Source organism: Vogesella sp. (assembly GCF_046297735.1).
GTDB lineage: Bacteria > Pseudomonadota > Gammaproteobacteria > Burkholderiales > Chromobacteriaceae > Vogesella > Vogesella urethralis.
This window is the reverse complement of sequence record NZ_JBKBHK010000019.1, coordinates 1-14,630: the sequence shown is the minus strand read 5'-3', so window position 1 is coordinate 14,630 and position 14,630 is coordinate 1. Positions and strand designations below refer to the sequence as shown.

At 65.6% G+C, this 14,630-nt stretch carries 11 protein-coding genes; 7 read left to right on the top strand and 4 right to left on the bottom strand.

The window, feature by feature from the left end; translation table 11 throughout:
* The first annotated feature begins 314 nt into the window (after window positions 1-314).
* From ACK4FZ_RS16050 to gap, 6 genes are all read left to right on the top strand, one after another.
* Window positions 315-1,049, top strand: coding sequence for a GntR family transcriptional regulator (locus ACK4FZ_RS16050; RefSeq protein ID WP_409822570.1), 735 nt, complete (start codon window positions 315-317; stop codon window positions 1,047-1,049).
* Window positions 1,050-1,075: 26 nt separating this feature from the next.
* A complete protein-coding gene (gene nagA, locus ACK4FZ_RS16045; protein ID WP_144370784.1) occupies window positions 1,076-2,167 on the top strand; it encodes an N-acetylglucosamine-6-phosphate deacetylase in 1,092 nt (363 codons plus the stop codon).
* Window positions 2,148-3,170, top strand: coding sequence for an SIS domain-containing protein (locus ACK4FZ_RS16040; protein ID WP_240802276.1), 1,023 nt, complete (start codon window positions 2,148-2,150; stop codon window positions 3,168-3,170). The genes nagA and ACK4FZ_RS16040 overlap by 20 nt, the downstream gene beginning before the upstream one ends.
* Before the next feature lie 140 nt (window positions 3,171-3,310).
* Window positions 3,311-5,824: a phosphoenolpyruvate--protein phosphotransferase gene (gene ptsP, locus ACK4FZ_RS16035; RefSeq protein WP_409822567.1), complete on the top strand. Its 2,514-nt coding sequence runs from the start codon at window positions 3,311-3,313 to the stop codon at window positions 5,822-5,824.
* Between the two features lie 63 nt (window positions 5,825-5,887).
* Complete coding sequence (gene nagE, locus ACK4FZ_RS16030) at window positions 5,888-7,525, top strand: N-acetylglucosamine-specific PTS transporter subunit IIBC (RefSeq protein WP_409822564.1); 1,638 nt, start codon at window positions 5,888-5,890, stop codon at window positions 7,523-7,525.
* 304 nt (window positions 7,526-7,829) lie between these two features.
* Entirely contained in the window at window positions 7,830-8,840 is a 1,011-nt protein-coding gene (gap, locus tag ACK4FZ_RS16025) for a type I glyceraldehyde-3-phosphate dehydrogenase (protein WP_144370787.1), read from the top strand.
* A gap of 262 nt (window positions 8,841-9,102) precedes the next feature.
* On the opposite strand, the gene ACK4FZ_RS16020 is transcribed toward gap, so the two are convergent.
* The 3 genes from ACK4FZ_RS16020 to ACK4FZ_RS16010 all read right to left on the bottom strand — a co-directional run bounded on the left by ACK4FZ_RS16020 (window position 9,103) and on the right by ACK4FZ_RS16010 (window position 11,432).
* Entirely contained in the window at window positions 9,103-10,026 is a 924-nt protein-coding gene (locus ACK4FZ_RS16020; protein WP_409822561.1) for an alpha/beta hydrolase, read from the bottom strand.
* 215 nt (window positions 10,027-10,241) lie between these two features.
* Window positions 10,242-10,685, bottom strand: a complete 444-nt coding sequence (locus ACK4FZ_RS16015; RefSeq protein WP_144370789.1) for an Lrp/AsnC family transcriptional regulator — start codon at window positions 10,683-10,685, stop codon at window positions 10,242-10,244.
* A gap of 318 nt (window positions 10,686-11,003) precedes the next feature.
* Window positions 11,004-11,432, bottom strand: a complete 429-nt coding sequence (locus tag ACK4FZ_RS16010) for an Lrp/AsnC family transcriptional regulator (RefSeq protein WP_144370790.1) — start codon at window positions 11,430-11,432, stop codon at window positions 11,004-11,006.
* 119 nt (window positions 11,433-11,551) lie between these two features.
* Between ACK4FZ_RS16010 and ctlX the strand changes: the two genes are divergently transcribed.
* Window positions 11,552-12,514 (top strand): citrulline utilization hydrolase CtlX, encoded by a 963-nt coding sequence (ctlX, locus tag ACK4FZ_RS16005; protein ID WP_409822557.1) that lies wholly within the window; start codon window positions 11,552-11,554, stop codon window positions 12,512-12,514.
* Here the strand turns inward: ctlX and ACK4FZ_RS16000 are convergent.
* A complete protein-coding gene (locus ACK4FZ_RS16000; protein WP_409822554.1) occupies window positions 12,453-14,450 on the bottom strand; it encodes a BCCT family transporter in 1,998 nt (665 codons plus the stop codon). The two genes, ctlX and ACK4FZ_RS16000, sit on opposite strands and share 62 nt — an antisense overlap.
* Between the last annotated feature and the right edge of the window lie 180 nt (window positions 14,451-14,630).

The following is a 14,630-nucleotide window of genomic DNA, read 5'->3' as shown; positions in this document are numbered from 1 at the left end:
CAAAGCCCGCGTGTTGCGGGCTTTTTTTGTGGCCGGATTTGCAAGCCAGATTAATACCACTTTTAGGTCATAAAAATGCCATTAACTGGCATTTGCATGGCATTTTGCACTGCGGCATAAGCGATAAGGCTTGAATGCAAGGCATTTCAAGGTGTTGCATTTCTTGTATCTGCCCTGGTATTTGATAGATTGGTATTGACGTGGTGTTTTAGTGGTATTACTTTTGCGGTTGTGCAAAGTCATGTTCCGCATCGGCAGCAAATGGGCGGGGTTCTACAATGGCGCCTTTGAATCACCATTTGCAGGGTAGCCCTATGGATAGCCGCTGGGATGCATTGAAACCGGAAGAGACTTCCACCACCCCGCTGTACTTGCAGTTTGCACGCAAGCTGGCCGAGGCGATTCACGCCGGCTGGTGGCAGGCCGACGAGGCACTGCCTTCGGAGCGTACCTTTTCCGAAGAGCTGGGCATTTCGCGCGTTACCGCGCGCAAGGCACTGGATGTACTGCTGGAGCAAGGCCTGATTCGCCGCCGTCATGGCTCGGGAACCTTCATTACCCCGCGCCTGGAACAGCCGCTGTCGCGCCTGACCAGTTTTACCGAAATGTTGAAGATGAAGGGCTTCGAGCCGTCATCGGTATGGCTGTCGCGCACGGTGGCGGCGGCAACGCACGAAGAAGTGATCAAGCTGGGCCTGTCGCCCAATGCGCAAGTGGCGCGCCTGAAGCGCCAGCGCCTGGCCGACGGGGTGGTGATGGCCATCGAGCAGAGTTCGCTGCCGCTGGCCTACCTGCCCGAGCCGCAAGCGGTAGGCGCTTCGCTGTACGCCTACCTGGACAAGGCCGGTCACCCCATCGTGCGCGCGCTGCAGCACATCCGCGCCGTGAACGCCGGGCCCGAGCTGGCCGCCACCGCCGGTATCAAGCCGGGCGAGGCGATGCTGCTGATTACCCGTATCGGCTACACGGCAGAAAACGTGGCCATCGAGCTGACCGACACCTGGTGTCGCAACGATTACTACGACTTTGTCGCTGAACTGAGACGATGAACGCAACACGAGTTTTGCAAGGCCGCATGCTGACCACCGCCGGCTGGATGGACGGTGAGCTGCAGCTGGGTGACGACGGCAGGATCGCTGCCATCAGCGGCAGGTTGGCCGCCGCCGGCGACGCCGAGCGCTACATCCTGCCGGGTTTCATCGACCTGCACGTCCACGGTGGCGGCGGTGTCGACATCATGGAAGCGGGCCGCGCGGCCCAGCACGTGGCCAGTACCCACGCCCGCTTCGGTACCACCTCGCTGCTGGCCACCACCATGACGGCCCCGCGCGAGGCGCTGGAAACGGTACTGACTGCGCTGGGCGACGCCAGCCGCAGCCGGCAGCCGGGTAGCGCACGCATTCTTGGCGTGCATCTGGAAGGCCCGTACATCAACAAGGGCAAGCTGGGTGCGCAGCCGGACAACGCGGTGGAAGCCGCGATGGCAGAAATCAACCACTACCGGTCGCTCGCCCCGATCAGCCTGGTTACCCTCGCGCCCGAAGTGGCCGGTCACATGGAAGTGATCCGCGAGTTGAGCCGGCAGGGCGTACGCGTACAGCTGGGCCATACGTTGGGCAGCTACGAAGACGGAGTGACGGCGCTGGAAAACGGCGCCAGCGGGTTTACCCATTTGTTTAACGCGATGACCGGCTTGCACCACCGCGAGCCGGGCATGGTAGGGGCGGCACTGGCACACGCCGAGTACGCCGAGCTGATACCGGACCTGCTGCACGTCCACCCGGGGGCCATCCGCGCCGCGATGCGTGCCATCCCCCGCCTGTTCTGCGTCACCGACTCCACGGCTGCGGCCGGCATGCCGGACGGCCAGTACAAGCTGGGCTCGCAGACGGTCACCAAGTGCCTGGGCGGAGTGCGCCTGGCCGACGGTACGCTGGCAGGCAGCACCCTTACCATGGATCAGGCCCTGCGCAACCTGGTGCAGATCGGTGTGCCGCTGGCCACCGCCAGCAACCGCTTGTCGCTGTACCCCGCCGATTACCTGGGCGTACACGACCGCGGCCGGCTGCAGGAAGGCGCGTGGGCTGACATCGTGGTGATGGATTCAAACCTGCAGTTGCAACGCGTATTCGTAGAAGGAGAGTGTCTTGAGCTCGTTAATGCTTGATGAAGCCCTGTTTGCCGCCCAGGCGGTGTCTGCCCAGCATATGTATGCCGATGAAGGGCTGGCCGTCTTGGCGCGCGAACTGGCGAAAGCGCCGCCGCAGTTGGCTTTGACTGTGGCGCGCGGCAGCTCGGATCATGCGGCCAACTATTTCGCCTACCTGGCGATGCAGCGCACCGGCACGCCGGTGGTATCGCTGCCGATGTCGCTGCTGACGCTGCATCAAGCACCGCTCAACGTGAAGGGGCAACTGGCCGTGGCGCTGTCGCAGTCTGGCCGCAGCCCCGACCTGATCGACACCATGGCCGCCCTGGGCCAGGCCGGCGCCCGCACCGTGGCGCTGGTCAACAAACCCGACTCCCCGCTGGCAGCTGCCTGCGAATGGTCGGTACCGCTGTGTGCCGGCGAAGAAAAAAGCGTCGCCGCCACCAAGAGCTATATCGCCACCCTGTCTGCCGTAGCACGCCTGGTAGCGCACTGGCAGAACGACACCGCCCTGCTGGGCGCGCTGAACGACCTGCCCGATCACCTCACCGACGCCACCCGTCAGGACTGGAGCAGCGCGCTGGACGTGCTGGTGCCGGCCGAGCGCATCATGGTGGTGGGCCGCGGCCTCGGCTTTGCCGTAGCGCTGGAAGCGGCACTGAAATTCAAGGAAACCTGCGTCATCCAGGCCGAAGCGTTCTCCGGCGCCGAAATCAAGCACGGCCCGATGGCGCTGGTGGACGACGGTTACCCGCTGCTGATTTTTGCCCCGCGTGGCCCGGAACAAGCCGGCCTGGTGGCACTGGCCGACGAAATGCGCGGCCGCGGTGCCAACGTGCTGCTGGCAGCGCCGGCCGACGTGGCCAGCCGTAACCTCACCCTTGCTACTGCCGGCGACGAAGCACTGGACCCGCTGCTGGCGATCCAGAGCTTCTACCTGATGGCGGCGCGCCTGTCCGAGGCGCGCGGACTCAACCCGGACACCCCGCGTCACCTGAAAAAAGAAACCCTGACTGTCTAAGTCGACCGGCCGGCAGCCACGGCTGCCGGCAGCAGGCCGACCACAAAGCGATGCCGCGGCCAAGACCGACGGCACTGAAACCAGCATGACTTGAGCGCATCGCTGCGGGGCAGCGTGCGCGCTTCAGAGAAGGAAACCCGATGTCTGCAACCGTTACCCTGCACGCGCCGCTGGCCGGCGTGGTCCTGCCGCTGAGCGCGGTGCCCGACCCGGTATTTGCCGGTGGCCTGATGGGCCAGGGCCTCGCCATCGAGCCGCTGTCTTCCACCCTGCTGGCGCCGTGCGACGGCGAGATCAGTCAGGTGTCCAACACCGGCCACGCCGTCACCGTGCGTGCGGCCAACGGTGCCGAGATCCTGCTGCACATCGGCATCGACACCGTGAAGCTGGGCGGCCACGGCTTTGCCACCCGCGTACAGAAGGGCGACCGCGTGCAGCGCGGCCAACCTTTGGTGGATATCGACATCGACAGCGTGGCGCGTCGCGCGCCGTCCCTCATTACCGTCGTGGTGGTCACCAACAGCGACGACATGGCTCTCTCCCTCGACGCGTCCGGCCTTGTGGAAGCCGGCGCGCCGGGTTTTCTGACCGTGACGGCCCAGGGTGCCATCTCCCACCCTGGCGCCGTCCACGGCGCAGAATCCTCCGCCCTCACCGCCAGCGCGGTGGTGGCACACGAAGGCGGCTTGCACGCACGGCCGTGTGCGCTGCTGCAATCGGTGGCGCGCCGCTACCCCTGCCAGATCGATATCCACTTTGCCGGCCAGCACGCCAACGCGCGTAGCGTGGTGGCGGTGATGGGCCTGGGCGTTGGTGAAGGCGATAGCGTCAGCGTGCACGCCAGCGGCGAACAAGCTGCCGAGGCGCTGGCCGCCGTGGTGGCCGCGCTGCAAACCGCCAGCCACGCCGGCCACGCTGCCGTGGCCGCACCCGTGCCGGTGCAGGCCCGTGACGACGGCAAGCTGGGCGGTGTGTGCGCCGCGCCGGGCCTGGCCGTCGGCACCCTGGTCTTGCTGGCCGAACAGGAACGCACGGTGCCGGAACGCGGCCACGGCGTAGAGCCGGAGTTGGCCGCGCTGAACGCTGCGCTGCAAAAAGTGCGCGACCGAGTGGCCGCCGACGTGGCGCAGGCCGACAAGCGTGGCGCCCACGCCGAAAGCGACATCTTCGGCGCCCATCTGGCGCTGCTGGAAGATCCGGAACTGGCGCAAGCCGCCGAACGTTACATTCTGGATGGCCGCAGCGCCGCCTACGCCTACCGCAGCGCCATCCGCGCGCAGAGCGAGGTGCTGTTGGGGCTGGGCAATGCGCTGCTGGCCGAGCGTGTGGCCGACCTGAAAGACCTGGAACGCCGCGTGCTGGATGTACTGCTGGGCGGCGAAGAAGCCGCACCGCAGCTGCCGGCGCAGGCCATTGTGGTAGCCGACGACCTGACCCCGTCGCAGCTGACCCGCCTGCCGCGCGAACAGCTGGCCGGCGTGGTGCTGGCGCGCGGCGGCGCCACCAACCACGTGGCCATCCTGTGCCGTGCGCTGGCCATCCCGGCGCTGGTGGCGTGCGGCCCGGCCGCGCTGGCGCTGGCTGCCGGCGGCGAGGCACTGCTGAACGCCGGCGAAGGCTGGCTGGATGCGCACGCCGACGCCGCCACGCTGGATGCGGCCCGCCAGGACATCGCCCAGCGCGAACAGCGTCGCCGCACGCTGCGCGAGCAGTCTGCCGGCCAGGCGCGTACCCGCGACGGCGTGGCCATCGAGGTGGCGGCCAACATCGCCAACGCGGCCGAAGCGCGTGACGCGGTGCTGAACGGCGCCGACGGCGTGGGCCTGCTGCGTACTGAATTCCTGTTTATCGACCGTCACGACGCCCCTACCGAAGACGAGCAGCGCGCCGCCTGCCAGGACGTGCTGGACGCGCTGGAAGGCCGCACCGCCATCATCCGTACGCTGGACGCCGGTGGCGACAAGGACGTGCCATACCTGTCGCTGCCGCCGGAAGACAACCCGGCGCTGGGCCTGCGCGGCATCCGCACCGGCTTTGCCATGCCGGCGGTGCTGGACGCGCAGCTGCGCGCGTTGCTGCAGCTGAAGCCGCTGTCGCGCCTGCGCATCCTGCTGCCGATGGTGGCCGACGTGGCCGACCTGCAGCGCGTGCGCCAGCGCCTGGACGAGCTGGCCGCCGAGCTGGGCGTCAGCGAACGCCCGCAGCTGGGGGTGATGATCGAGGTACCGTCGGCTGCCTTGCTGGCCGACCAGCTGGCCGAGCACGCCGACTTCCTGTCCATCGGCACCAACGACCTCACCCAGTACACGCTGGCGATGGACCGCTGCCACCCGGCGCTGGCGGCCAACCTTGACGCGCTGCACCCGTCGCTGTTGCGCCTGATCGCGCTGACCGTGCACGGCGCCGCCAAGCACGGCAAGTGGGTAGGGGTATGCGGCGCGCTGGCGTCCGACCCGCAGGCCACGCCGGTATTGGTGGGCCTGGGTGTTACCGAGCTGTCGGTCAGCCCGTCGCTTGTGCCGGAAATCAAGGATACCGTCCGCCGTCTGGACAGCAGTGCCTGCCAGCAACTGGCGCTGGACCTGCAGTCGCTGAATTCGGCGCAACAAGTGCGGGCGCGGTTACAAGCCGACGCTGCGGCCCTGCTGCGTTGATCTGGTCAGGCCGTCGCATCCTCCCAACTGGCGGCCTGCATTAAAACGAAGAGGAGAAACACAGTGAGTACTTCAAGCAAGTTCGCCGGCGTACAGCAGCTGGGCCGTGCCCTGATGCTGCCGATCGCCGTCCTGCCGGTGGCAGGCCTGCTGTTGCGTCTGGGCCAGCCGGACCTGATGGGCATTCCGGTGATGGCGCAAGCCGGGGATGCCATCTTCGGCAACCTGGCGCTGCTGTTCGCCATCGGCGTGGCCGTGGGGTTTGCCAAGGACAACAACGGTGCGTCCGGCCTGGCCGGCGCCATCGGTTACCTGGTGCTGACCGCAGTACTGAAAGTGATCGACGCCAAGATCAACATGGGCGTGCTGGCCGGCATTACCGCCGGCATCAGCGCCGGCCTGCTGTACAACCGCTACAAGGACATCGCGCTGCCGTCCTACCTGGCCTTCTTTGGCGGCCGCCGCTTCGTGCCGATCGCTACCGGTTTTGCCATGCTGCTGGCCGGCGTGGTGCTGGGCTATATCTGGCCGCCGATCCAGCAGGGCATCGACGCCGTTGGCCACTGGGTGATTGGCGCCGGCGAGTTCGGCCTGTTCGTGTACGGCGTGCTCAACCGCATCCTGATCGTTACCGGCCTGCACCACATCATCAATACCTTTGCCTGGTTCCAGCTGGGTGATTTCACCGATGCCGCCGGCAAGCTGGTACACGGCGACCTCAGCCGCTTCTTTGCCGGCGACAAGAGCGCTGGCATGTTCATGTCCGGCTTCTTCCCGGTGATGATGTTCGGCCTGCCGGCTGCGTGCCTGGCGATGTACCGTGCCGCGCGTCCGGAAAACAAGGCCGCGGTAGGCGGCGTGCTGCTGTCGATGGGCCTGACCGCCGCGCTGACCGGCGTCACCGAGCCGGTCGAGTTTGCCTTCATGTTCCTGGCCCCGGCGCTGTACGCCATCCACGCGGTGCTGACCGGCATCTCGATGGCGCTGATGCACGCGCTGGGCGTGAAACTGGGCTTCGGTTTCTCTGCCGGCCTGTTCGACTACCTGCTGAACTTCGGCATCGCGCAAAAGCCGCTGCTGCTGATTCCGGTGGGCCTGGCCTACTTTGCCGTGTACTACGTGCTGTTCACCTTCTTCATCAAGAAATTCAACCTGATGACCATGGGCCGCGAAGAAGTGGCCGCCGGTAGCAGCGCCGCCGCCTCGCTGGGCAGCAAGGGCAGCGACCGTGCGCGTGGCTTTATCGGCGCGCTGGGCGGTGCGGCCAACCTGAAGAGCGTGGACGCGTGCACCACCCGCCTGCGCCTGCAAGTGGCCAGCAACGACGCGATCGACGAAGCTGCCCTGAAGGCGCTGGGTTCGCGCGGCATGATCAAGCCGGCGGCCGGTAGCGTACAGGTGGTACTGGGCCCCGAGGCCGAGCTGATTGCCGATGAAATCCGCGCCGCGCTGGCCAACCCGCAAGCCGCCGCTGCCGATGGTGGCGCACTGAAAGCCGCGCTGGGCGGTAGCGACAACATCCGCGCCGTGGAAGTGGTGGCCGGTAGCCGCCTGCGCGTGGAGTTGGCCGACGCCAGCCGCATCAACGAAGGCAATCTGAAAGCACTGGGCGTGAGCGGCGTGATGGCCATGCCCGGCAATCTGGTTCACCTGGTGGTGGAAGGCGGCGACCCGTCGCAGTTTGCCAGCCAGCTGAAGTAAGCGACCGGGTGTTTGCACCCTGAGGCTTTGCTCTCCTTCGACCCCGGCGTATAGCCGGGGTCTTTTTTCGGCTATAGTGGAATCGATACCACTTTGTGGCCACGCAGTAACCCAAGGTTGGCCGCAAGGCAAGGCTGTTTTGCCGGCAGCGCGCGCGACGGTGGCGATGTTCGCCGGAAAGTGTTGGTAATTTGCACACTACAAAGCTGTAAGGCATTGAGTACAAGCAGGATTGGGAGAACGATGTTCCCATCGCAAGCGTGCTGCTGGCACGCAAGATTCACCCGAATAAAGGAGACACAACATGGCACTGAAACTCGCCATCAACGGGTACGGCCGCATCGGCCGCATGGTATTGCGCGCCTGGCAGGAACGTTTTGCCGACAAGGATATTGAAATCGTTGCCATCAACGATCTGGGCAAGCCGGAACTGCACGAGCACCTGACCAAGTACGACTCCATCCACGGCCCGTTCCCGGGTACCGTGGCGCTGGAAGGCGACAAACTGGTGGTTAACGGCAAGCCGATCCAGCTGCTGTCGGTGCGCAACCCGGCCGAACTGCCGTGGGGCGACATGGGCGTGGACATCGTGCTGGAATGTACCGGCATCTTCACCAAACGCGACAAGGCGGGCCTGCACCTGCAAGCTGGTGCCAAGAAAGTGCTGATCTCCGCGCCGGCCGACGATGCCGACGCCACCATCGTGTACGGCGTGAACCACGACATTCTGCGTGCCGACATGAACATCGTGTCCAACGCCAGCTGCACCACCAACTGCCTGGCGCCGCTGGTGAAACCGCTGAACGACGCCATCGGCGTGGCGCACGGCCTGATGACTACCGTGCACTCCTACACTAACGACCAGGTGCTGCTGGACACCGAGCACAGCGACCTGCGCCGTGCCCGCTCCGCCGCGCTGTCGATGATCCCGACCAAGACCGGTGCTGCCGCCGCCGTCGGCCTGGTGCTGCCGCAACTGAAAGGCAAGCTGGATGGCTTTGCCGTGCGCGTGCCCACCGCCAACGTGTCGCTGGTTGACCTCACCTTCACCGCGCAGCGCGATACCACCGTGGCCGAAGTGAACGAGCTGGTCACCGCCGCGGCCAACGGCCCGCTGAAAGGCGTGCTGGCGGTGAACACCCTGCCGTTGGTATCGATCGACTTCATGCACAACCCGGCGTCCAGCGTGTTTGACGCCACCCTGACCCGCGTCATCGAAGGCCGTCAGGTGAAAGTGCTGTCGTGGTACGACAACGAATGGGGCTTCTCCAACCGCATGCTGGATACCGCCCAGGCCTGGATGGCCGCCAAGTAAGGCTGGTCTCGCGATCAAGTGGTTGCGAGACGAGCAGCACGGCGGGTGTGCCCGCCGTGCTGATTGCCCGGTGCCCGTGTGGAGACGGGCGCCTCGTTCTTTAGGTGTATTCTGTTGCTTCTTTGTGCATAGTTCAGGCCTGCCCATACCCGGGCAGGCCGTTTTTTTGCCTGCCAACGACAAAGGTTGGCCGCAGTCGGGCCGTGTTGATCTGCATCAGGTAAGGCGCGGCTACATCGCGCACGGCGATGTAGCCGGCGTACTACAGCGCTGGCAGATGCCGGTTGATGAAGCGGGCCATGATGGCCAGCGCCTCGTCTGCCGCCTGCAACAGGCCGGGGGTATTGGGGAACACGTGCGGCATGCCGTCCCAGACGTGTAGCGAGACATCCACCCCGGCGTCACTGGCACGCTCGGCATAGCGCAGGCTGTCGTCCAGCAGGATCTCGTCGCGGCCAACGTGCAATTGCAGCGGTGGCAGGCCGTGCACGTCGGCATACAGCGGCGAGGCACCGCCATCTTGCGCGGCGGTCTGGCCCAGATACATGGCGGCGCAGGCATTCACCATGGTATTGCTCAGGTACAGCTCGGCGTCGTGGCGGCTGCGGTGGCTGTCGCCCTGATTGCTCAGATCGGTCCATGGCGACATGGCGATGGCCGCTACCGGCTGTACGATGTGACCCAGCGTATGCAGCCGTGACAGTAGCGATAGCGTCAGGCCGCCACCGGCCGAATCGCCCATCACCAGCAGCCGTTGCCGGCCGCTTGCCTGCAGGCCTTGATAAGCTGCGACCGCATCTTCCAGTGCCGCAGGGTAAGGGTGTTCCGGTGCCAGCCTATAGTTGGCAACAAACACCGCCTTGCCGCTCAGGCGGGCAAAGTGGCCGGCAAAGTGGCAGTAAGCCCGCGCCGAGCCCATGACGTAGCCCCCGCCGTGCAGGAACAAGATGGCACGGTCGGTGGCGGCCTGCGCCGGCAAACACCAGTAACCGTTGACGCCGCCAACACAGTCGGCTTGATAGTGAATGCCTGCCGGCTCGGCAACGGCGTGCATGATGTCATCGTAAGGTGCTCGGCCGTCGGGGCCGAAAACGGCGCCTTTGAAAGCGGCGGTCTGTGCCCGCAGCGCCAGCATGGTGCTGGCATCGCTGGCTGATAGCGGGTGGGTTTGGGGAATGAAGGACATGGCGGGCTCCTGGGCTTGCCACCAGTTTGGTGGTTGCCGCAGCTTAGCCAAAGGCGCAGACGCATAGCGCTCGTGGCTGGCCGGTCATGGTTTTATGTCATCGAATGATGGCGATGATTGGTGCGGTAAAGTTATCGAACGCGTCGTATTTCTGCGACGGGCACCGCAGTGTCTTTGCCCGGTGCGGTGTTGCCGAACCGAGGGGGCACGACGCGCTAGTCTTCTTCCGGCAACGGCGGCAGGCGGTGGCTGATGGGGGTGTCGATCACCATCGAGGTCTTGGTATCGCCGTACTGCATCAGGCGGGCGATCAGCGCCTGCAGCGTGCCCATGCTGTCCACCGCGACTCGGATCATCAGCCCGCTGCTGCCGGTGATGGAGTCGCAATGCACGATCTCCGGCATGGCTTTGAGTAGCTCCAGTACCGTGTAGTACTCCTGGTTTTTTACCGTCAGCTCGATCAGGCATTGTATCGGGCAACCCAGCGCTTCCGGGCGGATGATTGCGCGATAACCGGCTATCACGCCCGATCGTTCCAGCTTTTCCACGCGGTCGGCAACGGCGGGCGCAGACAGGTTTACGCGGCGGGCCAGTTCGGCAAAGCTCAGGCGGCCGTTTTCGTGCAGTGCAGCGATGATCTTGCGGTCAAACTTGTCCATTTTTCGATTCGAAGGTGAAAGTGGCGTAAATACATTGTATACAAAGTTCAGGCGGCAAATAAGCTTCGAATGCCTATTAATAAGCCCCGTTAACATCCGTACAATTCGCCCCGTGTTGAAGCAGCCGGGTCCGCGCCCGACGGCTTTGACTTCTGGATCCGTTATGAGGGTGCCTGAGCAATCGGCATCTTTGGAACTGTTCTGGTGATCTCTTTGTCCCTGGTCTTAAGTGTTCTTGGCCCCCATGTGCGGCCGGGAACCGACCCTTAGTGGCCTGTCCCCAACCGGACAGGCCTTTTTTTGTCCGTTTTTCGGGCGTCAGGCTTTATAGGTGGACAGCAGCAGGCTGGTTTCGGTGGCGGCAATGCCGGGAATCAGCCGGATACGGCCCAGCACGCGGTCGAACTGCTCCAGCGAGTCGGCGCGCAATTCGGCCACGATGTCCCAGCGGCCGTTGGTGGAGTGCAGCGCGTACACGTGCGGCTCGCCGCGTAGCGCCTGCAGTACGGCCGGCGCCCGCGGGCCTTCCACGGCCACGCTCATCCAGGCGCGGATGCGTTGCGCCTCGGCTTCCGGTTTCAGCCGCACGGTATAGCCGACGATGATGCCGGCCTGCTCCAGCTTGTCGATATGCTTCTGCACCGTGGCGCGCGATACGCGCAGTGTGGCGGCCAGCTCGGTGACCGGGGTGCGGGCGTTGTCGCGCAGCAGGGCAATCAGCTGCCGATCGGTGTCGTTGAGGTGCATATTGCTGGCCATATTTATCAATATGTACAGCATAACGATAAAAATGCCCAGTGTGCCAACTGCAAAGTGTCAGCCCCGGCCGCCACACTATCCCGGCAAACCACCCACCGGGAGAAACCATGTCCACCCTTGCCTCACAGGTTTTGATGGTGCGGCCCAGCCGCTTCCGTGCCAACCCGCAGACGCTGGGCAGCAACCATTTCCAGCAGCCGGTGCCGGATGCCGGCGCCCATCACACGCTGCTGGCGCAGCAGGCGTTTGATGGCTACGTGGCCGCCTTGCGCGCGGCCGGCGTGCAGGTGCAGGTGTTTGCCCAGACGCGGCCGGATACGCCGGACGCCTTGTTCCCCAATAACTGGTTTTCCACCCACGCCGACGGCACGCTGGTGCTGTACCCGATGGCGGCGGCCAACCGCCGGCTGGAGCGTCGCGACGACATCGTGGCCTGGCTGCAGCAGCAGGGGGTTGGCCGCACGCTGCTGGACCTGAGCGCGCACGAGCAGCATGGGCAGTACCTGGAAGGCACTGGCGCCATCGTGTTCGATCACGCCGCGCGCCGCGCCTGGTTGTGCCGTTCCGGCCGTAGCCAGCCGGCCTTGCTGCAGCCGCTGGCGGCCCGGCTGGGCTATCGCTGCGAGGTGTTTGACGCGGTGGATGCGGCCGGCCGCGCCATCTACCACAGCAATGTGATGATGGCGATCGGGCCGGATTTTGCGGTGGTCTGTCTGCCGGCGATTGCCGACGTGGGCGAGCGCCAGCGCGTGCGCAGCCGCCTGCGCCGCGACGGCAAGACGGTGATCAGCATCAGCCAGGCGCAGATGGCCAGCTTCTGCGGCAACATCATCGCGCTGCGTGGCGGCGACGGCGGCACGGTGATTGCCATGTCCAGCCGCGCCTGGGCGGCGTTTACCCCGGCGCAGCAAGCCACGTTGGCCGCGCACGGCCGCATTGTGCACGCGCCGCTGGACATCATCGAAGACCTGGGCGGCGGCGGCGCGCGTTGCATGGTGGCGGAGGTGTTCAGCCCGGATGCGCCGGCGCACTGCTCAGCAGCTGGCCGTGCTGTTGCCATTGCAGGCTGAGGTAGCGTTCGTACTGTTTCAGCACGTCGGCGATGATCTCGCTGCGGCGCAGATAGCGGATGTCGTAGCCCTCGCGGCCGTCGGCAAAATCGGTTTGCGCCAGGTACTGGTATACGCCGTCGTCGGCCCGCGCCGGCAGGAACGCCGGTTGCGGCTGGCCGTGGCAGTACACGCGGTAGACGAAGTCGCGGGCGCCGGGCTGGTCGATACGCAGTAGCACGCTGCCGTCGTCGCGGCGTTGCACGCCAGCGCTGACGCCGTTTTGGCTGAGCTCGTCGGCTACGGTGCGCAGCGCCGGCTGCACTTCGGTGTCGATGAACTGCTGCACGGTGGCGGCGTCCGGGCGCTGCACCAGCTGGCGCAGGCGTTGCTGCCAGTGGTGGCCGCTCCAGAACTGTGTGGCCGGCGCCGGTTGCTGCGTCTGGTGGCAATGGTCGGACTGCAGACCGCGCCACAGGCTGTAGCACAGCAACAGCATGATGGCGGTAAACGGCAGCGCGCTCACCAGCGTCATCGCCTGTAGCGCCTTCAGGCCGCCTGCGGTGAGCAGTACGCCGGCGGTGACGCCCAGCAATAGCGCCCAGAACAGGCGCTGCCACAACGGCGACGCGGTATCGCCGCCGCTGGCAATGCTGTCCAGCACCATGGCGCCGGAGTCGGCCGAGGTAACGAAGAACACTGCAATCAGGAGCATGGCCACGCTGCCGCTTAGCAGCGGGAACGGCAGGTAGTCGAAGAAGCGGAACAGCAGGCTGTCCACGTTGGCCGCCGCGCTGCCTAGCGCGCCAGCCGCGACGTGCATATCCAGCCAGATGGCGCTGTTACCGAACACCGTCATCCACAGGAAGTTGAACAGCGTGGGCACCAGCAGCACGCCGACAATGAATTCACGCAGCGTGCGCCCGCGCGAGATACGGGCGATGAACAGGCCGACAAACGGCGACCACGACACCCACCACGCCCAGTACAGCAGCGTCCAGCCGGACAGCCATTGTTGCTGCGCGTCGCTGCCGTAGCTGAAGGTGCGGAAGGTGAGGTCCACCATGCCGGACAAGTAGCTGCCCAGGTTGTCGCTGAACGTCATCAGCAGGTAAACGGTAGGGCCGGCACACAGCACGAACAGCAGCAATAGCAGCGCCAGGCCGAGGTTCAGCTCGCTCAGGCGGCGCACGCCTTTGTCGAGGCCGGTGGCGGCCGACAGCCCGGCCAGCCCCATCACCCCCGCGATCAGCCCCAGCTTGAAGCCATCGCTAGTGGTGTCGATGCCGGCCAGTTGCTGCAGGCCGGCGGCCAACTGCATCACGCCGAAACCCAGCGTGGTGGCGATGCCGAACACGGTGGAAACCAGCGCGAACACGTCCACCGCGTGGCCCCACGGCCCGTGGATGCGTTCACCCAGAATCGGGTACAGGCCGGCGCGCAGCGTCAGTGGCAGCCGGTAACGGAAGCCGAAGTAGGCCAGCACCAGCCCCACCACGCCGTAAATGGCCCACGCGTGCAGGCCCCAGTGGTGGAAGGTGAGGTTCATCGCCTGCTGCGCGGCCGCTTGCGGATTGGCCGCGGCCAACGGTGGTGACAGATAGTGCTGCAGCGGTTCGCCGACGCCGAAGTACATCAGGCCGATGCCCATGCCGGCGGCAAACAGCATGGCCAGCCACGATGGCAGGCTGAACGCTGGCGTGGCGTCATCCGGCCCCAGTTTGATGTCGCCGTAGCGGCTGACGGCAATGCCCAGCAGCGTCAGCAGGAACACGGCGACCGCCAGGATGTAAAACCAGCCGAATTGCTGGCTGACGGTGCGCTGGGCGGCGCCCAGCAAGGCTTCGGCGGAAGCCGGGGCCAGCGTGGCCCAGGCCAGGATCAGGCCGATCAGCAGCAGGCCGGGCACGAATACCGGCCAGCTGAGGGTAGTGCGGAAGGAACGGACGGAGGCCATGCTTTCCCTTTCTTGGTCGTCGGGTACTGCCGTCTGACGTATGGTCGTGCCAGCGCGCTGGCAAAGCCGCCGGCGCGGGCAGGGTCTTGGGCAGCCCTGAAGGTGGGCAGGGGTTCCGGGTTGGCCGCAGGGGAGGAGGGTGGCGTGCGTTGCGCGGTGACGGCCAGGCCGGAACGGAAA